Raw genomic sequence first — 25432 nt, forward strand, 5'->3', positions numbered from 1 at the left:
ATGACCGGAGGCGACAGCGTGAACGGCGGCAACGAGGTGACCGGGGGCGACGGCGCGGACCGGTGCCACGACGTGGTGGTGATCGGCGGTGGAGCCGCCGGGCTGAGCGGGGCCGTGACCCTGGCCAGGGCGCGTCGTTCGGTCCTGGTGATCGACGCGGGACACCCGCGCAACGCCCCGGCCTCGCACATGCACGGCTACCTGGGACACGACGGCGTCCAGCCCTCGGAGCTGCTGGCCACCGGCCGGGACGAGGTGACCCGTTACGGGGGCGAGGTCGTCCGGGACGCCGTGGTGGCCGCCGAGCGGCTGCCCGACGGCGAGGGATTCCGCGTCGTACGGAAGGACGGGACCGCGGTCGTGGCGCGCCGGCTCCTGGTGACCACCGGCCTCGTCGACGAACTGCCCGAGGTGCCGGGTGTGGCCGAACGGTGGGGGCGCGAGGTCCTGCACTGCCCGTACTGCCACGGCTGGGAGGTCGCCTCCCGCCCGATCGGCGTCCTGTCCACCGGGCCGCTGGCCGTGCACCAGGCGCTGATGTGGCGCCAGTGGAGCGAGGACGTCACCCTCTTCCGCCACACCGGGCCCGAGCCCACCGACGAGGAGTACGAGCAGCTGGCCGCCCGTGGCATCGCCGTGGTCGACGGCGAGGTGGTCGCCCTCGACGTGACGGACGACCGGCTCGCCGGGGTACGGCTGGCGGGCGGCCGGGCGGTCCCGTGCGAGGCCGTCGTGGTGCAGCCCCGCTTCACCGCCCGCGCGGACTTCCTCGCGGACCTGGGCCTGGTGGCGGCCGAGACGGAGGCGGTGGATCAGGTGATCGGGACGTACGTCGCCGCCGACCCGGTCGGGGCGACGGAGGTACCCGGCGTCTGGGTGGCCGGCAATGTCGCCGACCCGAAGGGGAAGGTCATCGCTGCCGCTGCCGCCGGGGTGCAGGCCGCCGCTGCGATCAACGCGGACCTGATCGCCGAAGACGTGAGCCGCGCGGTCGCCGCCCGCCGGGCCTGACCGGGGCACGCCGAGCGCCCGCCTCCCTCCCCGGCGGGGTAGGGGAGGACGGGCGCGCTCGGGTTCAGCCGTGAGGTGCCGGGCGACGGGGTGTCGGGGGCGTCAGGCCTGCGTCGCGGCGGACTTGATCGCGGAGATGTCGAAGTTGAGCTTGACCTTGTCGCTGACCATCACGCCGCCGGTCTCCAGCGCCGCGTTCCAGGTGAGGCCCCAGTCGGAGCGCAGGATGTCCGCGCTGCCCTCGAAGCCGACCCGCTCGTTGCCGTAGACGTCGGTGGCGGAGCCGTTGAACTCCAGGTCGATGGCGAGCGGACGCGTGACGTCCTTGATGGTCAGGTCACCGGTGACGCGGTACGTGTCCCCGCCGAGCTGCTCGGCCTGCGTGGAGCGGAACGTCATGAGCGGGAACTTCTCGGCGTCGAAGAAGTCGCCGCTGACCAGGTGGCCGTCGCGATCGGAGATACCGGTGTCGACGCTGGCGATCTTGACGTCGATCGACGCGGTGGAGTTCGCCGGGTCGGAGCCGTCCAGCTTCAGGCTGCCCTCGTGCTCGCCGAAGGTGCCGCGCACATTGGTGACCATGGCGTGGCGCACGGTGAAGCCGATGCTGCTGTGGGCCGGGTCGATCGCGTAGTCACCGGTGAGGGCGGCGAGGGCCGGGTCCACGGCGGGGGCGATGGTGGCGGTGGCGGACGGGGCGTTGTTGTTCTTGCGGTTGAACAGAGCCATGGCTCCTCCTCGGGGGACGTGATCGAGCGCGGGGTCGAGCGGCGGTCGAAGCTTTTGTTTAACCTTCAACGAGATTGACTGTAGCGCGATCTAGTTCAATGTTCAACATCAAGGGAGGCGTGTCGCGAACGGCGGCCGAACGGAAGCCCAATTGCTGCCTGTCATTGCCGCCACCCTCTGGCGGACGCGCGTAGAACTCGGGCAGTATCTCCCTGCCCTTACTTGTCATGAGCAGGAGGAGTCCCCCCATGCTGTCCCATATGAGACTGCGCCCCGTCCTGACCGCATTCGCCCTTGTCCTGGGCGTTCTCTTCGCCCCGGGCGTCGGTGTCCTCGGCGGTGGCGCCACCCAGGCCCACGCCGACACCAAGCTCACCCACGCCGACGCCGCCGCCCGGTTCAACTCCTCCGGGGTCACCTGGTCGTCCTCCGGCGGCTGCTCCAACCGCAACGTCGCCACCTGCACCTCGTTCGACCAGCTCAACCTGGCCACCGCCCAGGGCGCCCAGACCCTCAAGAGCGCCACGGGCTGCGCGCTGAACATCACCGGCGGCACCGAGACCGGGCACGCCAGTGGCACGTACTCGCACTGGAACGGCTACAAGCTCGACTTCGCGAAGTCGACCTGCCTCACCAACTACATCCACAACGTCTTCACCTACATCGGTGTGCGTGGTGACGGCGCTCCCCAGTACAAGGCGGGTTCCGGCAACATCTACGCCGACGAGGGCAGCCACTGGGACGTGACGTTCTACAACTGCGGCGGCTGCTGATCTCCGCGCCGCGAGCGTCAGTTCGTGCGGGTGCCCCCTTCGCCGGTCGGGGCACCCGCACGGGTGCGTGTTCACGTCGGCAATGAGCCGGCGGCGATTCGGCGGACGCGGCCGCGGTGCGGGGCGGTCTGCCCCGCACCGCGAGCGCGGAAGGAGGTGTGGGCGGCGGGTGGGAATATCAGCACCACGGCGGTGAGTACGGCGTCCACATGCGGCGCGCGGCCGGCCCCGGACGCCAGGCCCATCTCTCCGGCCTCCCTCAACGCCCCGCCCAGTGAGCGAACCGGCAGCGGGCACCAAGCCCGCCCTGGGCACCACCTACCTCTACGACGCCGACGGCGAACTCCTCATCCGCCGCGCCTCGGTGCGGGCCGAAGTCGCCGGGTCAGGCCCCCACGCTCACCGTGAAGCGGCGCGGGTTGCCGTCGTTCGCGGCGCCCGAGACGTCGGGTTCGCCGTCGGGGCGGACGTCGTCGTAGGGGAAGGCGTAGCCGATCGGGGTGTTGGCATGGACCACCCGGGACCAGTGGTTGGTGGCCGGGTCCCGGTAGTAGTCGGCGGTCGAGGTGCCGTTCGGCTGGTCGGGGTGGGTGAGCATCAGGGAGCGGTTGAAGCCGGAAGCCAAGCGGGCCAGCAGGGCCTTCTTGTCGTCCGGGTCGCCCGGGTTGTTGGCGAACGGGCCGTGGTTGCAGGTGAAGACGTCCTTGGAGACGGGCTTGGTGAAGGTGTGGCCGCCCTCGAAGGTCAGAAGGTCGCCGCTGACCCGGCCGGTGCGTACTCCCCGGCCGCCCTGGAGGTCGATGCGCAGGTCGGTGGAGCGGTACTTCTCCCAGACCCGGTCGATGTACGACGCGAACACGTCCCGGAACGGCATCTCGTCCGGGCGGTCGAAGAACGGTGCCATCAGGTTCTGCGGCGAGATCACCCGCAGAACGTTGCCGTCCGCGCCGCGGATCACCAGCTTGTCCCACGGCTGGCCGTCGGCGGCGGCCTGGGCGGTGAGGCCGTCCGCGATCCGCTGCACCGCGCCGTCCGGGAGCGGTGCCACGGTGTGCGTCGCGTCGCCGGTCAGGGTCAGGCCGATCGGCAGTGCGGTGACCAGGTCGACGTAGCTGATGTTCGCGTACAGCTGCTGAGGATTGAAGGTGAACTCGCAGAAGGACCAGGTGCGGCCGTAGTTGGCGTCGGTGGACGTCGCGAACGCCGGCTCGACCAGGGCGGGGCCGGGGTTGAGATAGAACGTGAGGGTGTCGTCGCGTACGAAGTAGACGCGGGCGCCGTACATCTGGGGGAGCGTGAGAACCACCGGCGCACCGCCTGCCGGGTTCAGTGGGATGGCGCAGTCGACCGGTAGTGGGGTCTGCGGTGCGGCGGGGGAGTCGGGGTGGTAGACGCTGCCGTCGGCCCGCAGCAGGACCCAGCGGTCGGTGCCCTGTTCGTGGCCGGTGACATAGGCATTGACCCTGCCCGGCAACGAGCGGTTCTCCAGGGCCAGTTCACAGCTGGTGGGGGCGGCGGAGGCGCTCGGGCTCAGGGCGCTGCCCCAGGCCGGGTAGGTGAGGGCGGTCGCGGTGGCGGCGGCGCCGCCCGTCAGGAACAGTCTGCGCGAAATCACGAGAGGACTCCCGAGGTGTGTGGGGGGCCACGGACGGGGTGATCGTGCGGGGAGTGAAGTCGACGGGGCGTCCGTGGTGCGAACCACTCTCGTGACGGTCGCAGGTATGAGTCAAGACTTGTGGCTGAGAGCGCTCTCAAAAATGGAAAGTCTTCACAACTCGATACAACGAGAGGGGGGGCGCGGCCCGGTGGGCCGGACCGCAGTACCGTCAGACCGTGGCGCCCAGGAACGCGGTCCAGGCGGCAGGGGGAACGGTGAGGACGGGGCCGTCGGTGACCTTGGAGTCGCGGATGTGGACGGCGGCGGGGTGGGCGGCCACCTCTACGCAGTCGCCGCCCTGACTGCCGCTGTAGCTCGACTTGCGCCAGTCGTAGGCGACTTCGAGGCAGGCGCCGCCCTGGTCGCTGCTGTAGCTGGACTTGAACCAGGCGAGGGCGGCGGTACGACGGGCCGGGTGTGCTGCGCGGGTCATCTCTCTCCAAGCAGTTCGTCCAGTAGGCGCGCGCTCTTCTCGACGGAATGCGCCTGCGAACGCAGCATCCCACATTTCTGCTGGAGCACACTGACGTCATCTGGGTCCTCGTGGAGGTAGCTGGTCAGCTGGCCCTCCACATAGGCGAGGTGGTCGTGGTCGGGGGTCTCCAGCAGCACCATCGGGCCGTCGAGAGCGGCGTGCTTCGGCAGCTTCATCGGCATGATCTGGAGCCCCAGGAACGGGAGTTCCATGCACTGGCGTAGATGCCGGATCTGCTCCCGCATCATGGCGGGATCCCCAATCTCGCTGCGCAGAATGCTCTCCTCCAGCAGGAAGTGCAGCATGGGGCGTGGCTTGCGTGCGAGGAGCTTCTGTCGGTCGAGTCGGCCCGCCACCCAGTCCTCCCGCTCATCCTCTTCGAGAGGTGGGTACTGGCAGGAGAAGACGAACCGGATGTACTCCTCGGTCTGGAGCAGCCCTGGCACCACCTGGTTCTGGTACGAGAGCAGCGTCACTGCCTCCTGCTCGTAGTCCACGAAGTCCTGTACGAACGCCGAGAACCGCTCCTTCTGCGGCACCTTCGACACCGCGACCTGCAACGCCCCTTTGGTGTCCAGCAGTTCGTCCAGCAGGACTGCGAAGTCCCACTGCAGCGCTCTGCGCCCCTGCTCGATCGAAGCGATCGTGTCCTCGCCCACGGAGCACCGTTCGGCCAGGGCCGCCTGGGTCATGCGGGCCGCCCTTCGGAACATCGCCAGCTGGGCGCCGATCAGGTGCCAGGACGTGATCCGCTTGCTCTTTATCTTTGCCGGTTGCATGAACTGCCTCTCCCCGTCACGAACCCCGGATGACCCGTCAGAAGTCGTACATCGCCGCTGTACGACCCGACGCGCTGCTCAACCGTAGTGACTTTGTGTGACGTTGGAAGCGTGAACGAGACAACTCAACTCCCCCACTTCCGCGAGGTGTTCCACCGCCGGGAACGCCGGTCCGTCCCGCTCGTACGGCAGTTCGTGCGTACGGCGCTCGTCGACTGGGCGTGCGAGGCGCGGACGGGCGACGTGCTGCTCTGCGTGAGTGAACTCGTCACCAATGCCTTGCTGCACGGTGTACCGCCCGGTCGTGGATTCCGCCTCCGGATCCACCTGGAACCGGTCGACGGCATCCTGCGCATCGAGGTCCACGACAGCGGTGACGGGGAGGTCCGTGTCGCCGATTCCTGGGCGGATCTTGATGAGGAAGGGGGCCGTGGGCTGCGGCTGGTGGCGGCGCTCGCCGACAAGTGGGGGGTGGGGGAGCGGAACCCGGGCAAGGTGGTGTGGTGCGAGTTCGAGGTGTCGGTGGGGTCTACCGGTTCCGGCCGCGCGTGGGCTATCCCTGGAGGGGCGGCCCTCGACGGGGCCGTTCCCGTGGAAGTGGAAGGAACCCTGCCGTGGACGACTGGTACGTGGACGACCGCTGCACCAACTGCGACGTGGCCCGACAGTTCGCACCCGAGCTGATCGGAGAGGAGGAAGGGACGTCGCGAATCCTGCGGCAGCCGGGCGACGAGGCGGAGAACCGGCGCTTACACGCTGCCGTCTTCGCCTGCCACACCCGCTCGATCCGGCCCGCGTCCGGACAGCCGGACCCCTCGCTCGACCCGTTCCCGATGGCGCTGGACGACGGCGTACTGATCTGCGGGCACAACTCGCAACACACCGCCGGCGCCAACTCCTACCTCCTGCGGCGCCCGTCCGGCGCGGTCATGATGATCGACACCCCGCGCTGGAGCCCCCGACTGGCCGAGCGGTACGTGGCGACGACCGGGCCCGTCACCGATGTGCTGCTCACCCATCGCGATCACGTTGCGCACGGGCGCCGATACGCCGACCACTTCGGCGCCCGGCTGTGGATCCACGAAGGGGACCTCGACGCGGCGCCGGACGCGGACCGGGTGATCCGGGGGCTCGACCCGGTGGAGATCGGTGAGGGCGTCACCGCCCATCCGCTGCCCGGCCACACCCGGGGCAGCGTGCTCTATCTCGCGGACGGCCGGTACTGCTTCAGCGGCGACAGCTTCTACTGGTCGCGTACGACCGATGATCTCGAAGTCGCGGAGAGCGTGACCTGGTACTCCATCGAGGAGTTGGCCGCCTCACTGGCGCGGACGGCGGGGCAGCTGCGGTTCGAGTGGGTGCTGCCCGGCCACGGCGACCGGCAGCGCCGGGACGCCGACGAGATGTCCCGGCGGCTGCACGCGCTGGCGGAACGCACGGCGCTGCTGCGGCCCCGGCCGATCGACTTCACCGCCCTGCGCTGGTGAGCGGGGGCCGTCACGCATCGGCCGCCGGGTGCGCCGCTCGGTGGCTCTTGCGGTAGGCACGCGGTGTGGTGCCCGTCAGCCGGGAGAAGTGGTGGCGCAGGCCGGCCGGCGAGGCGAAGCCGCACCGGGCCGCCACCCGCTCCACCCCCTCGTCGGTGTCCTCCAGCAGTTCGCGGGCCCGCTCCAGCCTCCGGCGCAGCAGGTACTGGGGCGGGGTGGCGCCGGTCTGTGCGTGGAAGCGGCGGTTGAGGCTGCTGACGCTGATCCCCGCGTGCGCGGCGAGGTCCGCCGGGGTCAGCGGGAGGTGCAGGCGGGTCTCCAGCCAGCGCAGCGTCGGTTCGATGCCCGCGCTCTCCGTGAGTTCGCGGTCGATGGTCTCCTGGACGCGGTCGCCGTGGGGCAGGAGCGGGGTGAGGAGTTCCCGGGACGTCTCACCGGCCACCCGCTCGCCGTGGTCCTGGGCCAGCAGGCGCAGGCAGACATCCATGCTGCCGAAGATCCCGGCCGAGGTGAGGAACCGGCCGTCGGTCACGACCGTGCCGACCGGGTCGACCTCGATACGGGGGTGGAGGCGGGCCAGTTCCTCGGTGTGGCGCCAGCCGGTCGTGGCGCGGCGGGCGTCGAGGAGGCCGGTGGCTGCGAGGGCGAAGACCCCCGTGCCGATCGCGCCGATGCGGCAGCCGCGCGCGGCTGCGGCCCGGAGCGCCGCGAGCACCTCGGGCGTGGGCTCGTCGCGGGGGCCGTCGCCGTCCTGGCCGGGGATCAGGACGATGTCCGCGTCGGCGAGGCCGTCGAGCCCCCACGGGACGGAGATCCGGAGCGGGGCGGGTGCGCCCGTGGTGGTGAGGCCGGGGGCGGCGCAGAGGCGTACCTCGTAGTCGGCGCCGGGGTGGCCGGTCGTCGCTGTCCCGAAGACCAGCCCGGGGGTGGTCAGCTGGTGTCCGGGGAGCCTGTCGGGCACAAGAACGGCGATTACGGACATGTTCAGAATCTATCCGAGGGCAAAGGGGACGGGCGGCTGCGGTGATCGGGGCGCACCCGGGCGGGCGGGCCGACGGACTGTCCGCCCGGGTGCGTGTCGTGTCAGCGGTGCGCGTGGATGGTCTTGTCGATCCACTTGGCGTACGCGGGAACGTTGGTGTACATCCCGGGGCCGGTGCCGCAGGTCGGGTCGGTGTCGCCGTCGCCCGACGTGGCGCCGACCAGCTCCCAGCGTCCGTCCCGGCCGTGCTGGATCTGCGGGCCGCCGGAGTCGCCGAAGCAGGCCATGGCGCCGGGCGTCTTGCTGATCGTGCAGATCCGGGTCTTGTCGGCGCGGCCGGGCGAGCACTCGTTCACGGCGCCGATGCGGGTGTCCAGCTGCTTGAGCTTGTCCGGGAACACCGCCTTGGAGAGGTCGTCCGTGTCGAGGACGGTGCCGAAGCCGAGCAGGCGCGTCGGGGTGCCGGGACCGCCCACCGACTTGGCGATGCGGATGGGCTTTTCCTTGACCGGGCGGTCCAGCTCGACGAGCGCGATGTCGTTCCTGCTGGGGTTGGACTCGACGTCGTAGGCGGGGTGGGTGACGGTCCGCTTGATGTGGCGCACGGTGCCGCCGGACTCGCGGTCGTTGGAACCGATGCGGACGATGCCGTCCAATGTCTTCGGGTTGACGCAGTGGGCCGCCGTCACCAGCCACCGCGAGTTGATCAGCGAGGCGCCGCACTGGGCGTGCACCTCGCCCGCCCACTGCGGGAGCGTGGCCATGAACGGGTAACGCTGCGTGGCCTCCTGCCCGTTGACGATGGCGTTGGCGCTGCCGGACATGGCCGTGACGCAGGCCGCCGCGGCCAGGGCGACGGCGGCGAACCGTCCCGCACGACGGGAGCGGGACTTACGGGACCGGGACGGGGCGGCGGACGTCGAACTGCGTGTGAACACGGGTGATTCCTTCGTTCCGATGTGCGTCATGTGCGTGGTGGGTATGCGAACCGGCTGCCGGGCGTCGTCTCGCTTCCGGTGCCGCGCAACACCCATCCTGCGTACCGGGCCCGTCCGGAAAAAGCGGCCCTGATGTCACCCTCGGCTAAATTCTGGACATGCCAGTGATCGCCGTCCTCGCACTCGACGGGGTGCCGGGCCATGAACTCACCGGGCCCGGAATGTGCTTCGGCACCGCCGCCCGGCAGCACCCGCATGTCGCGTACGAGCTGCGGTACTGCACCGCCCCGGGCTTTCGCGGGACCGGCTCCCCGGCGCCCTTCGCCATCGACACGCCCTGGGGGCTGGAAGGGCTGGCGGACGCCGACACCGTACTGCTGCCCGGCCACGCCGGTTTCCGCGACGAGCCGGAACCCGGGGTCGCCGACGCCCTGCGGGCCGCCGCGGACCGGGGAGCCCGCATCGGCGCGTTCGGCACCGGGACGTTCGCCCTCGCCGCCACCGGGCTCCTCGACGGGCGCCGGGCGGCCACCGGGCGACCGTACGCGGCGGAGCTGGCGCGGCGCCATCCCCTGATCGACGTCGACCCGGAGGGGGCCGTCGTGGACGCGGACCCCTTCCACAGCGCGGCCGGAGTGCTGGGCGGCCTCGACCTCTGCCTGCACCTGATCACCCTGGACCACGGCGTGCCGGTCGCCATCGAGACGGAGCGGCAGGTCTTCATGCAGCTCCACGCACCCGCCGACGCCGATGCCGACGCCGAGGAGGCCCCGCCCGCCGCGTCCCGCCTCCGGGCCGGCCCGCACTCCCTCGGGCCCACGATCCGGTGGATGGAGGCCCACCTCTACCACCCGCTGACGCTGAACGACATCGCCGACCACGCGGGGCTCACCGCCCGAGGCCTGAACCGGCGCTTCCAGGCGGAGACCGGGCTCTCCCCGCTCCAGTACCTGCTGCGCGCCCGCGTCCAGGCGGCGCAGCGGCTGCTGGAGCGCGGGGACGAGCCGGTGGAGCGCATCGCCGCGCGCACCGGCTTCGGCACATCCGCCAACCTGCGCCACCACTTCCAGCACCACACAGGCACCGGGCCGCGCGTCTACCGCACCGCCTTCCGGTCCCTGGTGGCCACCCTGACCTGGGCGGAAGGCAAGAACACCGAAGCGGCGGAGCCGGATGCGTCCGGCGGCCCCGAGGACTCCGGTACCGACGGACGACACGGCTGACGCCCGCGCCGCGCACCCCACGCGCCGAACTGCGGACACGTACCGTCCACTTGGACTTACGCAACGCGGTTGTTGGACTGGAGGGCCCCCAGAAGCCGCACGTCGTTGACGCTGTCCAGTCACGGGGACTACTCAGAGCACATGTCGCGAAGATTCACTTCGGCGGGCGCTGTCGCCGCCGCCTCAGCCGCCGTCCTGGCGCTGGTGGGGACCGCGCTCCCCGCCACCGCCGCCTCCGCTCCCTCACCCGCCGCAGTCGAGCCGGCCGTGCCCGCGGGCGCCACCGTCATCGGATCCGCGCAGCTCTCGGTCGCCGTCGCCGACGACTTCCCGCGCGTCCTGGCGTACACCGACAGGGCCAGTGGCAGTCAGCTGTTCGGCAGCACCCAGCCGGTCACCGCCGTGACCCTCAACGGCACCGCGCACCCGGTGAAGCTCAAGGGCGCCCCCGTGGTCACCGCCTCGGCCGCCCGCTACACGCTGGTCTTCACCGACCTGCCCGGCATCGAGATCGACGCCTCGCTCTCCGTCTCCGGACGCGCCACCACCTTCAAGGTGACGGCCGTCCGCGACACCGAGGCGTTCCGCGTCGGCACCATCGACATCCCCGGCCACGACCTGGTCTCCGTCGGCTCCACGGACACCGGCGGGGCCACCGCCTTCACCCGGCTGGACAACGACTCGACGAAGACCGCCGACGTCTTCTCGGAGGTCACCGCGGACACCGCCGCCGACAAGGCGCCGGTGGGTGCCTCGTACGCGATCGTCAACACGGGCTCGCTCGCCGCGGCCGTCGAGTCCAACTCCTCGTACGACAAGCCGTCCGGCGCCACCGGTGGCGACGACGCCCGGTTCTGGCACCAGGCCCGCAAGACCGACGACGGCAGCGTCCGGGTCGGCGTCTGGTCCGGCCAGTGGACCTACCGCGGGGACGGGGCGCCGAAGCCGGAGAGCGGGGACAACCTGCCCTGGGCGAAGGTCGTCGTCACGCCCGACGCCAACGGCGACAAGCAGGTCGACTGGCAGGACGGAGCCGTCGCGTTCCGCTCGATCGGCGTCACGGCGCCCGGCAGCAAGGACACCCCGGACCGGGTCATCACCCACATCCCGTTCAACTTCGCCAGCCAGGCCACCCACCCCTTCCTGCGCACGCTGGACGACGTCAAGCGGATCTCGCTCGCCACCGACGGCCTCGGGCAGATGGCGCTCCTCAAGGGGTACGCCGCCGAGGGCCACGACTCCGCCCACCCCGACTACGGCGGCAACTACAACAAGCGCGCCGGCGGGCTGAAGGACCTCAACGAGCTCCTGAAGGACGGCAAGAAGTGGGGTGCCACCTTCGGCGTCCACGTCAACGCCACCGAGGCGTACCCGGATGCCAAGGCCTTCGACGAGAAGCTCGTCGACAAGACCAAGCCCGGCTGGAACTGGCTCGGCCAGAGCTACTACATCGACCAGCGCCGCGACATCAACAGCGGTGACCTGGCCAAGCGCTTCCAGCAGCTGCGCGACGAGACGGACCCCAACCTCAGCCTGCTCTACATCGACGTCTACTACACGCACGGCTGGATCGCGGACAAGACCTTGCAGTCCGTGCAGAAGCAGGGCTGGAACGTCGGCACCGAATGGGCCGACAAATTCGAGCGCGGCTCGCTCTGGTCGCACTGGGCCAATGACCTCGACTACGGCGGCGCCACCAACAAGGGCCTCAACTCGAAGATCATCCGGTTCATCCGCAACGACGAGAAGGACGTCTGGAACAACGACCCGGTCCTCGGCCAGACCGCCATCGAGGAGTTCGAGGGCTGGACCAACGAGACCGACTGGAACGCCTTCTACGACAACATCTGGCAGCGCGACCTGCCCGCGAAGTACCTTCAGCACCAGAAGATCACCCGCTGGGACGGCAACGACATCAGCCTCACCGGCGGTGTCCGGGGCACGGTCGAGGACGGCAAGCGGACCTTCTACGACCACGGCCGCAAGGTCCTGAGCGGCACCGACTACCTGCTGCCGTGGGACGGCGGGAAGAAGCTCTACCACTACAGCAAGTCCGGCGGCACGAGCAGCTGGGCGGTGCCGTCGAACGGCACGTACACCGTCTACGAGCTCACCGACAACGGGCGGGTCAAGGCCGGCACGGTCAAGCCGTCCGGCGGGAGGATCACGCTGACCGCCAAGGCCGGTCAGCCGTACGTCCTCTACCCGCATCAGGCGCCGAAGGCCGCCGACCCCAAGTGGGGCGAGGGCACCCCGGTCGACGACCCGGGCTTCAACGACAAGGGGCTCGGCGCCTGGTCGAAGACCGGAACCGTCGCCCGGGAGACCGACGGCAACGGCCTCAACAGCGCCCAGCTCTCCGGCAGCGCCACCGCGGCACTCTCGCAGCGCATCGACGGCCTCGCCCCCGGCAAGCGCTACACCGCGTCCGCGCTCATCGAGGTCCAGCCCGGGAAGACCCGGCACACCACGCTCTCGATCGGCGGCAGGTCCGTCGCCGTGGACCGCTCCACCGCCAAGGACCAGGTCGCCGCGTCCGAGCGGCACGGTACGTACTTCCAGCGGGCCAAGGTGAACTTCACCGCCCCCGCGAACGGCCGCACCACCCTGCGCATCGAGGCGGCCGAGGGCAGCGCCGCAAGCGTGCGGGCCGATGACGTACGCATCGTCGCGGGCGCCCCGAAGACCAAGGAGAACACCCTCTCCTACGAGGACTTCGAGGCCGTGGACCAGGGCTGGGGCCCCTTCCTCAAGGGCGACGCGGGAGGCTCCACCGACCCCCGCACCGTCATCTCCCAGCTGCACGCCCCGTACACCCAGGCAGGCTGGAACGGAAAGCTGATCGACGACGTGATCAGCGGCAAGGAGTCCCTCAAGTCCCACGAGGAGAACGCCGGACTCGTCTACCGCACCGCCCCCTGGACCGTGCCGATGACGGACGGGCACCGCTACAAGGTCGAGTACGACTACCAGTCCAGCCACGCGGGCGCCTACGAGTGGGTCGACGGCTACGACCGGATCACCGCCGACGGGAAGCCCGACTCGGTCGAGACCCGGACCACCGCCATCGGACAGCAGCGCACCACCGGCCACTTCGCCGAGACCGTCACCGCGGGCTGCGGCGACACCTGGACCGGACTGCGCAAGCGCGACGACGCGCCCGAGGGTGCCGACTTCGTCCTCGACTCCTTCACCGTGACCGACCTCGGCCAGGCCCCCGCCTCCGAACAGGCCGCCTGCGGCACCCTCGGCGTCGACCCGGCCGCCGAGACCCTGGAGCCGGGCACGGCCAACACCGTGAAGGCCTCGTTCACCAACTACGAGGCGACGGCGGCGACCGGCGTCGCCCTGAGCCTGTCCGTACCCGAGGGCTGGCAGGCGGAGCCCGCGGGCGCCGTCACCTTCGACTCCGTCGCGGCGGGTGCCAAGGTCACCGGCAGCTGGCAGGTCACCCCGCCGGTGGACGCCAAGTACCAGGCGTACAACCTGAGTTCCGAAGCGAAGTACACCGTCGGCGGCGCACAGCGCACGCTCGGCGCGCAGACCTCCGTACGGACCCTGCCGCCGCCGCCCACCACCGACAGCTGGGCCAGCGACCTGGACTGGACGGCCTCCGAGAACGGCTGGGGCCCGGTGGAGAAGGACCTCTCCAACGGTGAGACCGGCACCGGCGACGGCTCCCCGCTGACCATCGGTGGCACCGTCTACACCAAGGGCCTCGGCAGCCACGCACCGGCGAAGGTCCGCTACTACCTGGGCGGGAAGTGCACCTCGTTCACCGCCCGGGTCGGCGTGGACGACGTGCAGAAGAGCGCCGGCAGCGTGCAGTTCTCCGTCACGGCCGACGGCACCGAGAAGGTGAAGTCGCCCGTGCTGAAGGCGGCCGACAGCGCCTGGTCGCTGACGGCGGACGTCACCGGCGCCAAGTACGTCGAACTGGTCGTCGGCGACGGCGGCGACGGCAACGGCAACGACCACGCGGACTGGGGCGACGCGCGCTTCCACTGCGGCGGCTGAACCCCGGTGAGGCGGGGCGGGCGCGCACCACGGGCGCGCCCGTCCCGCCTCACGCGTGCCCGGGGCGGGCCTCCCCGTGGAGTGACATCCGATGGACACCGGGTGACCGGAGTATGTCCAGGGGCTGGGAGCGGCGCCCGCTGCGCGCGTATTCTCTTGCGGCATGGGGGAGTTGAAGGCGGACTGGCGGGTACGGCTGCGGAGGGGCGACGCGGACGGGCCGGTCTGCGGGGCCGGTGTGCTGCTCACCCAGGACCGGGTGCTCACCTGCGCGCACGTGGTGGGGGAGCCGGACGCCCGGATCTGGGTGGAATTCGCCGAGAACCCCTCCATCGCCCCGGTCGGGGCACATGTGGCCGAGGGCGGCTGGCTGCCCGGTCTCGGCGCGACCCGCGAGGACATCGCCGTACTCGCCCTGGAGAGCCCGCGCCCGCACGCCACCCCCGCGACGCTCGAACGGAGCCTGGAGCGCGGCGACGAGGTGTGGATCGGCGGGTACGCGCGGTCCTTCGCCGACGGGATGTGGCTGACCGGGCGGATCAGCGGAGCGCACGGAGCGTGGATCCAGCTCGACGCCGTGCGCAACGAGCAGGTGGTGAAACCGGGGTTCAGCGGGGCCGCGGTCCAGGTGCGCGGCGGACCGTCCGGATCGCCCGAGCGGGTCGTCGGGATGGTCGTCAGCTGGCGCGGCGACCTCGATCTGGCGCTGCCCGCCGATAACGACCTGGCGTTCTCGTACATGATCCCGGTCGACCGCATCGCCGAACTCGTGCCGCTGGTGGCGGAGTTGAGCGGGCCGGACGGCTGGGACCACGGGCTGGACCGGCGGCTGCGGAGGTGGTTCGCCGGGGGCGACGAGCCCGCGGTGCGCTTCAGCGTCGTACCGCACGGCGGCGGGCGCGACCGCACCCTCAGCCACCATCTGCACCGCGCCCATCTCGTCTACCGCGGCGGACGCACCACCCCCGAGCACTTCGTCGACGAGCTGGTGACCAGGATCCGGCCGCCCCGCCACCAGGTCCGGGCATACCGCGACTGGCTGCTCGCGGGCGGCACCGCGCCCAGGCGGCCGACGGACGGGGAGCCCGGGAGTTCGGGGCCCAGCCTCGCCGTGGTCGGACTCGACGAGGACCGGCAGCCGCTCCGGCTGGTGCCCCTGCTCGCACGGGTGCGGGAGCTCGGCTTCCGGGTGCTCGTCATCGTGCGCGACAGCGGCGGTGAGGAGACGACCGAGGTGGCGCGGCACCTGCTGTTACCCGCCCTCGACGAGCGGGCCGTCGAACTGGTCCGGCGCGTCGAGGACATCGAGACGGAGTGGGCCGGACTGAACGGCCTGGTGGAGTCGGCCTCCCTGAGCCCCCTGCCGCGCACCGGCGCGGCCCGCCGCCGGCAGCAGCTGGCCCGACTGCGTACCGTCGGCGACCCGTACGAGCGGCTCGGCGCCCTGCGCGCGCTGCTGCGCGAACTCCGGGCGGATCTGGCGAGGCGCGGCCCGGCGGGCGTAACCGGACCGCGCGGCGACCAGGGCAGGGCCGGCCGCCGATGAGGATTCCCTGCCCGCACCGCCGGTTCACCGGGGCCCCCTGCGAGGGCGCCGTGCAGCCCACCGGTCACTGCGACACCTGCGGCCGCTCCGAGGACGGCCCGGGACTCCCGCCGCTGCCCACCGCCCCCGACAAGTGCGGGCCCAGGGCGCTGCTGGAACTGCCCCGACTCCGCCCGAGCACCCCCGCACAGCGGCTGAGCGCCGCCGTGACACAGGCGCACGTCAGGATGAGCTGCTCCGCCAAGTCCTGCGCCACGTACTTCGTCGCCCCGTACACCGCCGCCCCACCGCCCGACGAGGGCCACTGCCCCAGGTGCGGCGCCCCGTACTCCTACCGCCCCGAACTCGACCGGGACGGGCCGCTGCTCCAGGACCAGTACCAGATCCTCGGCCCCATCGCCCACGGCGGCCAGGGCTGGGTCTACCTCGCCCGTGACACCCACCTGGAAGACCTCGTCGCCGTGAAGGGGATGCTGAACCGGTACGCGGAACGGGGCGCCGCCCAAGCCGCCGAGGAACGCCGCAGCCTCGTCGCCATCCGGCACGAACGCATCGTCCAGATCCGGGACTTCGTCAGCACCAGCAGCGCGGACGGCACGGTGTCCGGCGGCTACATCGTGATGCAGGACGTCGGCGACCGCACGCTCTCCGCCGTCGTCGAATCGACCCGGCTGGGCAATTTCGTCCTCGACATCGAACACGTCATCACCTACGGCTGCCAGATCCTCGAAGCCCTCGCCCATCTGCACGGCATGGGATTCCTGTACGGGGACATGAAGCCGTCCAACGTCGTCCACCAGCACGACGGCATCAAGGTCATCGACCTCGGCGGGGTGCGGGGCAGCCGGTCCGCCGGGCCGCCGCCCGTCATCACCCCCAGGTACGCCGCGCCCGAGACGGTCAGGGGCAGTCCGCTGACCATCGCCCACGACATCCACACGGTCGGGGTGACCCTGGCCGAACTGGCAGGCTGGGCGGTCGGCGACGACGTACCCGGCCTCGGCATCAGCTCGTTCCGCCTGGTGGTGGAGCGGGCGACCGACCGGGACCCGGAACGCCGGTTCGCCGACGCCGAGGAGATGGCCGGCCAGTTGCGCGGAGTGCTGCGCGAGATCCGGGCGCTGCGCGGGAAAGGGGACCGGACCGAACCGTCCGCCTACTTCACCCCGTCCACCGAACTGCTCGGCGCCGGACTGGGCTCCGTACCCGACTACGCGCACTGGCTGGGCCGTACCCCGCACCGCCGCGACGAGACGCGCGAGGCGCCCGCCCTGGACTCCGGGCTCCCCACCCCCACCGAGATCGCCCGGCGGCTGCCGGTGCCCAGGCCCTACCCGGGGGACCCGGAGGCCGCCCGGTTCCTGGTGAGCAGCTACGACCCCGGCCGGCTGCTGGCCCAGCCCGCCGAGGGGGAGCGGTCGGTGGAGATCTGCCTGCACAACGCCCGGCTGCTGCTCGGCCAGGAGGGCGGCGACGCGCTGAACCGGGCACGCGAACAGGTGGAGGCGGCGAACGCCATCCCCGGCCCCGGACCGGTGCGCCAGTGGCGGCTGAGCTGGCACTGGGGACTCGTCGCGCTGCGCAGCGCGGAGGTCCTGGACGACCGGCGGCCGTTGCTGGAGGCCGCCCTGGAGCACTTCGCCGCCGTCCACCGGGCGCTGCCCGGCGAGTACGCCGCGAAGCTGGCCCTGGCCTACGTCACGGAACAACTCGGCCCGGACCGCCCGGCCGGTGCGATCCCGTCGGCGTACGAACTCTTCCGGGCCGTGCACGCCCGCAACCCCTCCCACGTGGGTGCCGCGCTGGGCCTGGCCAGGCTGGCCCTGGCGCGCGGCGACCGGGACGCGGCGGTCGAGGTCCTGGACCTGGTGCCGGACGAGTCGCGGGACCACACCGTCGCCCGGATCGCCGCGCTGCGCATCCGGGCGGCCCGGCTCGCGGCGGGCGACCGGCCGCTGCCCGGGAAGCGGCGGATCGACGCCGTGCTCGCCGCGGTCCCGCTGCGCGAGGGCGGCCCGGGACCGCATCCGGCGTCCGTGGTGACGGGCGACGAAGCGGCCCGGCTGCTGCGCACCGAACTGTACGAGTGGAAGCTCGACGCCGTCCGGGCCGAGGCCCGCGGCCCGCGGTACGACGGCCGCTGGTGGCGGCGCGGACTGCCACCGGCACCGGTGCCCGGGGAACCGGCCGTACGGGAGGAACTGGCGCGGTGCTACCGCTGGATGGCCCGCCAGTGCAAGGACACCGCCGACCACGAGAAGCTCATCGACCTCTCGCACGCCGTCCGCCCGCAGACCCGTTTCTGGTTCCCACCCCGACGCCGTACCCCCGGAGGCAGCTGAATGGGCCGCACCGCCGCGTTGTCCGGCCTCGGAATCGGCCTGTCCGTCCAGGTCGCGAAGAAGCACCGGCCGGACCAGGACGCCCGGATCGACGCCCATGTGAGGGTCCGGGCGGTCGCCGTCGGGCCGCGCGACCGGATTCCCGCCGTCGACATCGCCCTGGTCATCGCGGTGGACGTGGCCGCCGGGCGGCGTGACGCGGCCGTCGCGGCGCTGACCGAAGCGGTGGGCGCCCTGCCCGACGGAATCTCCTACACCGTGCTGGGCGGCGGGGCCGCGCAGTGCTACCCGCTGCGCGGCCGGTGGGCGCTCGCCGATCCCGACGACCGGCGCCACGCCGCCTTCAGCGTCGGACGGATCGCCGCCGCCGACGAGGGGCGGCAGCCGGCCGGATACACCAGCTGGCTGGCCAGGGCCCGTGAACTCTTCGCCGAACGCGCCCTTCCCGTACGGCACCTGCTGCTCGTCACCGACGGCGGCAGCCGGGCCGAGGAGGACGACGCCGCCCGCCCGGACAGCGCGCTGAGCATCGAACTCACCCGTTGCGAGGGAGAGTTCACCGCCGATGTCATCGCTCCGGGAGCGGGCTGGGACCCGGCTCCGCTGATCGCCGTCGCGGAACGGCTGCACGGCGCCGCGGTCTCCTCGCCCGACGCCTTCGCCCCCGCCGTCGCCACGGCCCTGGGCAGGCTGCGCCGGGTCCGCAGCCCCGAGCTCCCCATCGAGGTGTCCGTGCGCCCGGCGGTGCGGGAAGTGACGCTCACCGAGACCGCACCGCACCAGCAGCGGTTGGAGCCGGACCCGGTCCGGGACGATCCGCGCCGGCTGGAGTTCCGCACCCACCAGTGGGAACCAGAGTCCCGCGACTACCTCCTCACCCTCCAGGTCGACGCGAGCAACGACCCGCTGGGCGTGCCCCTCCAGCTCGCCGCGGTCACCGTCGGCGGTGCCACCGAAGCGGTCGTGGTCCGCTGGCTGCCGTCGGGAACGGCCGCGGCCACCGCGCGCATCTCCGGCGCCGCCGACCGCAACATCCACACCATGAACGTCTCCACGCAGATGCGGACCGCCCTCAACCACGGGTACGCCGCCCTCGACCTGGAGAGCCGCGAGCGGGCCGAGGCGCAGCTCGGACTCGCCGTCCGGCTCGCCACCGAGATCGCCGCCGACTGGGCCCTGGCCGAGGTCCGCAAGGTCGCCCGCATCGTGGACGGCCCGCGGGGCGTCGTCCGGGTCGGGCCGACCGTCGACCCGGGCGCCGTCCGCCAGGGGATGCTGAGCATCACCTCCGGACACCCCGTGGAGCTGCCCGCGACGACCCGGGACGGACCGGCGGTCCCCTGCCCGCACTGCGACCATCCGGCCGGACCCGCGGCCGTGTTCTGCATCGACTGCGGGAGGCCGCTGTGAGGATCCGACCCGGATCGGGCAGGAGCGCCTACCGGTCCAGGACCCGGCGGCTGCTGGAGCGGCACCTGGCCGCGATGCTGGTGGCCGCCCTGGTCTCGATGAGCGCCCTGCTCGTCTCGTACCGCGAGGTCCAGATCTCGGCGGGCGAGATGCGCACCCATGGCGCCCCAGCCGTGCAGGGCGTGGCCGCCACCCAGCTCGCCCTGCTGCGCGCCCACAAGGAGGCCGAGGGCTCCGTGAAGTACGGCATCGCCGATGTGGTCGGCGCCGGTGCCCGCTACGAGAACCAGCTCGCCGCCGCCGACCAGGGCCTGTCCCGGCTCTCCGACGTACAGATCGACGGGGACCGCGGCCGGGGCGTGCTCGAAACCGTGAACGGGGTGCTCACCTCGTACAGCAGCTCCATCACCCCCGGCGCCGTGAAGTACGTGTCGGACGACCTGATGCAGAAGGAGAAGTTCGCCGAGGCCGAGATGCTCCTCACCCGCGGGGGCACCGGTGTGGTGCCGCGCCTGGACGTCCTCCAGGGGCACCAGATGGCCCGGATCGACGCGTTCAGCTCGATGAGCCCCTCGCAGTGGTCCGGCTGGGCGGTCGCCGAACTCGGCCTGCTGGCCATGGTCCTGATCACCCTCTCCGCACTGTGGGTGCTGCGCACCCGCTGCGGCCACAGCCTCGATCTCTGCCTGCTGGTCTCGCTGCTGGCCATCGTCTTCCTGGCGACGGGCCCGCTGATCGCGACGAGCAACACCCAGGACCGGCTGGGCTCCGCCCGCGACGGGCTGATCCTGATCGAGCAACAGGCCCACGACCACAGGGACCTGGCCGGATCCCAGCAGGCCGTCACCGACACATCGACCCGGGTCCGCGCCGGACTGGCCGCCCAGGGCTGGCAGAGCGGCATCTACTACGGGGCGCTCGCGGCCGGCGCACTGATCGTGCTGCTGCCCGCCATCGGCATCGGCCGGCACCTGAACGCCGACTACTGGAGGACCGGATGATGCTGCGCGCCCGCACCCTCCTGCTCGTCCTGTGTCTGGCGCTGACCGCGGCGGGCTGCGGACTCGCCGCGCCCGGCGGCGGCGACGACCAGCCGAAGGTGACGATCCTCGGGCCGTGGACCGGCAGCCAGGAGACCCACTTCAAGGCCGTCCTGGACACCTTGGGCACCCCGTACACCTACCAGGGCACCGCCGCCACCCGGGAGGTCCTGCTCGCCGCGGTGCAGGCGGGCAACCCGCCCGACATCGCGATCCTGCCGGGCGTCGGGGACCTCGTCGAGTACGCCGCGGAGGGGCGGCTGCGTCCGCTGGGCAAGGACGCGGGAGCGAAGTACGGCAGGCCCTGGCAGCCGGAGGCGGAGGGCATAGAGGCCGATCTCTGGGTGCCGCTCAAGGCGGACCTCAAGAGCATCGTCTGGTACCGCAAGGACCGGCCGCCGCCCTCCCACCCCGCGCCGCTGACCTCCTGGTGCATCGGCATGGGCGACGACGGTGCGTCCGGCTGGCCGGGCAGCGACTGGATCGAGGACCTGATCCTGCAGACGGCGGGCCCGGTGCTGTACGAGCGATGGGCGACCGGGGACCTGAATTGGACGGACGCTCCGGTGATCAACGCCTGGAGCCTGTGGGCCGGGCTGCTGGCCCAGGACCCGGACGCCGCCCGCCGGGCCCTGCTCAGCGACCACCGGGGCGTGCCCGGCGACCACCGGGGCGTGCCCGGCGGGCGCGGACTGCTCTTCGACGGCGGCTGCGACCTGGAGCACCAGGGCTCCTTCGCCAGGTCCTTCTACGGCGACCGCAGCGGGCGGGCCGCCTTCACGGACTCCGCGCCGCTGCTGCCCTCGGGCCTGAGGATCAAGGGCCGCGAGGTGTCCGCCGACTTCGCCGCGCTCTTCGGCAACTCCGCACGGGCCCGCGATCTGCTCACCCGGCTCACCTCGCGCCCGGCCCAGGAGGAGTGGGGCCGCAGGGCCGGGGTATTCTCACCGAGCTCCGACGTGCCCGCCAGGAGCGGTACGGTCGAGAAGCAGATCCGCAGCCGTCTCACCGACCACCACGTGCCGCTCTGCCTGGACGCGTCCGACGTGATGCCCGCCGCCGTACGGGACGCCTTCTACGAGGCGGTGCTGCTGACCATCGCCCACCCCGATGCCCCGGTGCGTGACCGGCTGGACGACGTCCAGCGCGTCCAGAACGCTGAACGCGCCCAGAACGCCGAACACGTCCGGAACGCCCGACCGGACCACACCGGGAGGCTGACAGGGGTGTGCAGCAGACCACAGTGAGACTTTGTCGGACTCGCACAAAGACTGACCCGTACTGGCTGGTACTTCGCCTGCATGCCGCCCGGATTCTGTCGGGCTCCACCAGGAAACGGGTCAGGAGACTGTACGGAGTCGACGGCAGGGTTTAGTTGCTCGGCTTCGTAGGGTCGGTACATGACCGTTGTGGACGAAACCCCGGGCGAGCCGAGTGACACCCGTGGCCGTGTGGCCGAACTGCTGGCGCTGCGTGAGCAGGCCCGTCGCGGACCGAGTGACCGGGCGACCGAGGCGCAGCACGCCAAGGGCAAGCTGACGGCGCGCGAGCGCATCGCGCTGCTCCTGGACGAGGGTTCGTTCAAGGAGGTCGAGCAGCTGCGCCGGCACCGCGCGACCGGCTTCGGCCTGGAGGAGAAGAAGCCGTACACCGACGGTGTCATCACCGGCTGGGGCACGGTCGACGGCCGTACGGTCTTCGTCTACGCGCACGACTTCCGGATCTTCGGCGGTGCGCTGGGCGAGGCCCACGCCACGAAGATCCACAAGATCATGGACATGGCCATCTCGGCCGGTGCCCCGCTGGTGTCGCTGAACGACGGCGCGGGCGCCCGTATCCAGGAGGGCGTCTCCGCGCTCGCCGGGTACGGCGGGATCTTCCAGCGCAACACCCGGGCCTCCGGTGTCATCCCGCAGATCAGCGTGATGCTCGGCCCGTGCGCGGGCGGCGCGGCCTACTCCCCGGCGCTGACCGACTTCGTGTTCATGGTCCGCGAGACCTCGCAGATGTTCATCACCGGACCGGACGTCGTCAAGGCGGTCACCGGCGAGGAGATCACCCAGAACGGGCTCGGCGGCGCCGATGTGCACGCCGAGACCTCGGGCGTCGCGCACTTCGCGTACGACGACGAGGAGACCTGCATCGCCGAGGTCCGCTACCTGATCGGGATGCTGCCCTCCAACAACCGCGAGAACCCGCCCGCCGCCGCGAGCGACGACCCCGCCGACCGGCGCGGCGACGTCCTGCTGGACCTGGTCCCGGCCGACGGCAACCGCCCGTACGACATGCACAAGGTTATCGAGGAGCTCGTCGACGACGGCGACTACCTGGAGATCCACGAACGCTGGGCCCGCAACATCGTCTGCGCCCTGGCCCGCATGGACGGCCAGGTCGTCGGCATCGTCGCCAACCAGCCGCAGTCCCTCGCCGGCGTCCTGGACATCGAGGCCTCCGAGAAGGCGGCCCGCTTCGTCCAGATGTGTGATGCATTCAACATTCCCATCATCACTCTTTTGGACGTACCCGGCTTTCTGCCCGGGGTCGATCAGGAGCACGGTGGAATCATTCGGCACGGTGCGAAGCTGCTCTACGCGTACTGCAACGCCACGGTGCCGAGGATCTCGCTGATCCTGCGCAAGGCCTACGGCGGTGCGTACATCGTGATGGACAGCCAGTCCATCGGTGCGGATCTGACGTACGCCTGGCCGACCAACGAGATCGCGGTGATGGGCGCCGAGGGCGCCGCCAACGTCATCTTCCGTCGGCAGATCGCCGACGCCGAGGACCCGGAAGCCATGCGGAAGCGCATGGTCAAGGAGTACAAGGCGGAACTGATGCATCCGTACTACGCAGCCGAGCGCGGCCTGGTCGACGACGTCATCGATCCCGCCGAGACCCGCGAGGTGCTGATCGCCTCGCTCGCCATGCTCCGTTCCAAGCACGCCGACCTGCCGTCCCGCAAGCACGGCAACCCCCCGCAGTAGTCCGCACTCCGCGCAGTCCCCTGCCGAGCCCGCGAAGACCTGCCTGCCGAGAAGACGGAGAAACCACCCATGACCACTGCTGCCGAGTCCGTCCTGCGCGTCGAGAAGGGCCTCGCCGACCCCGAGGAGCTGGCCGCGATAACCGCGGTCCTGCTCGCCCGCGCCGCAGCCCAGCCCGCCGCGCCCGCCGCCCACCGCGGCCGCAACACCGCCGGATGGCGCCGCCTGGAGCGCACGCCGGGCTTCCGGGCCCCGCACTCCTGGCAGGGCTGACCCGCAACGCGTGAAAGGGCCCCGCACTCCTCCGGGAGTGCGGGGCCCTTTCGTACGTCCGGACCGTGGGCCGCTACCGCAGCCGCGCCATGAGCGCGTGCTCGACGAGCGTGATCAGCGCACTCTTCGCGTCGGCGCGGTGTCGCGCGTCCGTGGTCAGAATCGGGGTGTCGGGGCCGATCTGGAGGGCTTCGCGTACTTCGTCGGGGGTGTAGGGCTGGTGTCCGTCGAAGCCGTTGAGGGCGATGACGAAGGGAAGGCCGCTGTTCTCGAAGTAGTCGACGGCGGGGAAGCAGTCGGCGAGGCGGCGGGTGTCGACGAGGACGACGGCGCCGATGGCGCCGCGGACCAGGTCGTCCCACATGAACCAGAAACGGTCCTGACCGGGCGTACCGAAGAGGTACAGGATCAGGTCCTGGTCCAGGGTGATGCGACCGAAGTCCATCGCCACCGTCGTGGTGGTCTTGTCCCCGGTGTGCGTCAGGTCGTCGATGCCCGCGGACGCGGACGTCATCACGGCTTCGGTGCGCAGCGGATTGATCTCCGAGACGGCACCGACGAACGTGGTCTTACCCACGCCGAAGCCCCCTGCCACCACGATCTTCGCCGAGGTAGTGGAGCGGGCTGCTCCGCCGCTAGAGCTTGCGAAGTCCACTGAGCACCCTTTCGAGCAGTGTCACATCTGGCTGGCCGCCGGCGGACTCGTCGCCGCCGGGCTGATGGATAGCGACGAGTCCGGCCTCTGCCAGGTCGGCTACGAGGATCCGGGCAACGCCGAGCGGGATCGAGAGCAGTGCCGAAATCTCGGCGACCGACTTGATCTCGAAGCACAGCCGGCAGATCCGCTGGTGCTCGGGCAACTGCCCTTGCAGCCGGGACGGATCGGCCGTGGTACTGACCAACGCCTCAATGGCGAGTTGGTAGCGCGGTCGGGTCCGGCCGCCGGTCATGGCGTACGGACGAACCAGCGGATTGTGCGCGGAGGGCGCGGCAGGCTCGGGGGTCTGCCGCGGCTGCACCGGCTGAATACGGGGGGTCCGGGGCGGGTCGTAACGGTGCGGACGCTGCGGGGGCCACCCGGAACCCTGCTGGCTGCCCTGCGGCGGCTGCTGAGGCCGCTGCGGCTGCTGGTAGGGCCGGTAAGGCTGCTGGACGCCCTGTCCGCTGGGTGTGGAGGGGAAGTTGAACCGGTTGTCCCCGTGCTCACCCGGTACCTGTCGGCCACCGTTGTACGGGTGTCCGCCCTGGGGTGTGTCCACGATTCCTCCTCCGACTGCCGGTCCCGATCCCAGTGGGTCCGCGCCACCGCACCTTATGGCCCGGTGGCGTGAAACGCACTGTCTGTCTATTAGTTAAGAAGACTTCCCTGCAGTTCGGCACGGAGGTCCGGGGTGAGGACACTGCCCGCACGGTCGACGAGAAGGGCCATTTCGTACCCAACCAGACCGATATCGGCGTCCGGATGTGCGAGAACGGCAAGGGACGATCCGTCGGAAATGGACATGATGAAGAGGAATCCGCGCTCCATCTCCACAACTGTCTGATTCACCGCGCCGCCCTCGAAGATCCGCGAGGCTCCCGCGGTCAGCGAGGTCAGCCCGGAGGCGACGGCAGCCAGCTGGTCGGCACGGTCACGGGGAAATCCCTCGGACATGGCCAGCAGGAGTCCGTCGGCGGAGACCACCACCGTGTGCGACACCCCGGGGGTGTTGTCCACGAAGTTGGTGATCAACCAGTTCAGATTCTGCGCCGCCTGGCTCATCGGG

At 71.3% G+C, this 25432-nt stretch carries 21 protein-coding genes and 1 pseudogene; 13 read left to right on the top strand and 9 right to left on the bottom strand.

The window, feature by feature from the left end:
• Positions 1–1011, top strand: coding sequence for an NAD(P)/FAD-dependent oxidoreductase (locus tag OG611_RS29495; protein ID WP_266431301.1), 1011 nt, complete (start codon positions 1–3; stop codon positions 1009–1011).
• A gap of 102 nt (positions 1012–1113) precedes the next feature.
• On the opposite strand, the gene OG611_RS29500 is transcribed toward OG611_RS29495, so the two are convergent.
• Entirely contained in the window at positions 1114–1740 is a 627-nt protein-coding gene (locus tag OG611_RS29500; RefSeq protein WP_266427024.1) for a YceI family protein, read from the bottom strand.
• Between the two features lie 248 nt (positions 1741–1988).
• Here OG611_RS29500 and OG611_RS29505 point away from each other — a divergent pair, with 248 nt between their 5' ends.
• Positions 1989–2513 carry a hypothetical protein gene (locus tag OG611_RS29505; RefSeq protein WP_266427027.1) on the top strand — a complete coding sequence of 175 codons (525 nt, stop codon included), beginning with the start codon at positions 1989–1991 and terminating at the stop codon, positions 2511–2513.
• 385 nt (positions 2514–2898) lie between these two features.
• On the opposite strand, the gene OG611_RS29510 is transcribed toward OG611_RS29505, so the two are convergent.
• The 3 genes from OG611_RS29510 to OG611_RS29520 form a co-directional block, all read right to left on the bottom strand.
• Positions 2899–4128, bottom strand: a complete 1230-nt coding sequence (locus OG611_RS29510; RefSeq protein ID WP_266427030.1) for a glycoside hydrolase family 64 protein — start codon at positions 4126–4128, stop codon at positions 2899–2901.
• Positions 4129–4339: 211 nt separating this feature from the next.
• Positions 4340–4603: a DUF397 domain-containing protein gene (locus tag OG611_RS29515; protein ID WP_266427033.1), complete on the bottom strand. Its 264-nt coding sequence runs from the start codon at positions 4601–4603 to the stop codon at positions 4340–4342.
• Positions 4600–5424, bottom strand: a complete 825-nt coding sequence (locus tag OG611_RS29520; protein ID WP_266427035.1) for a helix-turn-helix transcriptional regulator — start codon at positions 5422–5424, stop codon at positions 4600–4602. The genes OG611_RS29515 and OG611_RS29520 overlap by 4 nt, the downstream gene beginning before the upstream one ends.
• 111 nt (positions 5425–5535) lie before the next feature.
• Between OG611_RS29520 and OG611_RS29525 the strand changes: the two are divergent.
• Both OG611_RS29525 and OG611_RS29530 read left to right on the top strand, forming a co-directional pair.
• A pseudogene (locus OG611_RS29525) lies at positions 5536–5943 on the top strand (ATP-binding protein); the annotation flags it as partial.
• A gap of 95 nt (positions 5944–6038) precedes the next feature.
• On the top strand, positions 6039–6911 hold the full coding sequence (locus OG611_RS29530) for an MBL fold metallo-hydrolase (RefSeq protein ID WP_266427038.1): 873 nt from the start codon (positions 6039–6041) through the stop codon (positions 6909–6911).
• Between the two features lie 10 nt (positions 6912–6921).
• Here OG611_RS29530 and OG611_RS29535 read toward each other — a convergent pair whose 3' ends face one another.
• Both OG611_RS29535 and OG611_RS29540 read right to left on the bottom strand, forming a co-directional pair.
• On the bottom strand, positions 6922–7893 hold the full coding sequence (locus OG611_RS29535; RefSeq protein WP_266427040.1) for a GlxA family transcriptional regulator: 972 nt from the start codon (positions 7891–7893) through the stop codon (positions 6922–6924).
• A gap of 101 nt (positions 7894–7994) precedes the next feature.
• Positions 7995–8831, bottom strand: a complete 837-nt coding sequence (locus OG611_RS29540) for a trypsin-like serine protease (RefSeq protein ID WP_266427043.1) — start codon at positions 8829–8831, stop codon at positions 7995–7997.
• A gap of 158 nt (positions 8832–8989) precedes the next feature.
• Here OG611_RS29540 and OG611_RS29545 point away from each other — a divergent pair, with 158 nt between their 5' ends.
• The 9 genes from OG611_RS29545 to OG611_RS29585 all read left to right on the top strand — a co-directional run bounded on the left by OG611_RS29545 (position 8990) and on the right by OG611_RS29585 (position 23666).
• A complete protein-coding gene (locus tag OG611_RS29545; protein WP_266427046.1) occupies positions 8990–10054 on the top strand; it encodes a GlxA family transcriptional regulator in 1065 nt (354 codons plus the stop codon).
• A 141-nt stretch (positions 10055–10195) separates the two neighbouring features.
• Positions 10196–14071: an endo-alpha-N-acetylgalactosaminidase family protein gene (locus OG611_RS29550; protein ID WP_266427049.1), complete on the top strand. Its 3876-nt coding sequence runs from the start codon at positions 10196–10198 to the stop codon at positions 14069–14071.
• A 163-nt stretch (positions 14072–14234) separates the two neighbouring features.
• A complete protein-coding gene (locus tag OG611_RS29555) occupies positions 14235–15617 on the top strand; it encodes a serine protease (RefSeq protein ID WP_266427052.1) in 1383 nt (460 codons plus the stop codon).
• Positions 15614–17959 carry a serine/threonine protein kinase gene (locus tag OG611_RS29560; protein ID WP_266427055.1) on the top strand — a complete coding sequence of 782 codons (2346 nt, stop codon included), beginning with the start codon at positions 15614–15616 and terminating at the stop codon, positions 17957–17959. Before OG611_RS29555 ends, OG611_RS29560 begins: the two co-directional genes overlap by 4 nt.
• Positions 17960–19369 carry a hypothetical protein gene (locus OG611_RS29565; protein WP_266427057.1) on the top strand — a complete coding sequence of 470 codons (1410 nt, stop codon included), beginning with the start codon at positions 17960–17962 and terminating at the stop codon, positions 19367–19369.
• A complete protein-coding gene (locus OG611_RS29570) occupies positions 19366–20370 on the top strand; it encodes a hypothetical protein (protein WP_266427059.1) in 1005 nt (334 codons plus the stop codon). Before OG611_RS29565 ends, OG611_RS29570 begins: the two co-directional genes overlap by 4 nt.
• Positions 20367–21656, top strand: a complete 1290-nt coding sequence (locus tag OG611_RS29575; protein WP_266427062.1) for an extracellular solute-binding protein — start codon at positions 20367–20369, stop codon at positions 21654–21656. The genes OG611_RS29570 and OG611_RS29575 overlap by 4 nt, the downstream gene beginning before the upstream one ends.
• A 153-nt stretch (positions 21657–21809) precedes the next feature.
• Positions 21810–23393: an acyl-CoA carboxylase subunit beta gene (locus tag OG611_RS29580; RefSeq protein WP_266427065.1), complete on the top strand. Its 1584-nt coding sequence runs from the start codon at positions 21810–21812 to the stop codon at positions 23391–23393.
• A 69-nt stretch (positions 23394–23462) separates the two neighbouring features.
• Positions 23463–23666 carry an acyl-CoA carboxylase subunit epsilon gene (locus OG611_RS29585; RefSeq protein WP_266427068.1) on the top strand — a complete coding sequence of 68 codons (204 nt, stop codon included), beginning with the start codon at positions 23463–23465 and terminating at the stop codon, positions 23664–23666.
• Between the two features lie 73 nt (positions 23667–23739).
• On the opposite strand, the gene OG611_RS29590 is transcribed toward OG611_RS29585, so the two are convergent.
• The 3 genes from OG611_RS29590 to OG611_RS29600 all read right to left on the bottom strand — a co-directional run bounded on the left by OG611_RS29590 (position 23740) and on the right by OG611_RS29600 (position 25428).
• Positions 23740–24321: an ATP/GTP-binding protein gene (locus OG611_RS29590; protein WP_014048542.1), complete on the bottom strand. Its 582-nt coding sequence runs from the start codon at positions 24319–24321 to the stop codon at positions 23740–23742.
• Positions 24302–24925, bottom strand: a complete 624-nt coding sequence (locus tag OG611_RS29595) for a DUF742 domain-containing protein (RefSeq protein ID WP_266427071.1) — start codon at positions 24923–24925, stop codon at positions 24302–24304. The genes OG611_RS29590 and OG611_RS29595 overlap by 20 nt, the downstream gene beginning before the upstream one ends.
• Positions 24926–25014: 89 nt before the next feature.
• Positions 25015–25428 (bottom strand): roadblock/LC7 domain-containing protein, encoded by a 414-nt coding sequence (locus tag OG611_RS29600; RefSeq protein ID WP_006127847.1) that lies wholly within the window; start codon positions 25426–25428, stop codon positions 25015–25017.
• Between the last annotated feature and the right edge of the window lie 4 nt (positions 25429–25432).

Origin of the sequence: Streptomyces sp. NBC_01363 (genome assembly GCF_026340595.1) — a bacterium.
Taxonomy (GTDB): domain Bacteria; phylum Actinomycetota; class Actinomycetes; order Streptomycetales; family Streptomycetaceae; genus Streptomyces.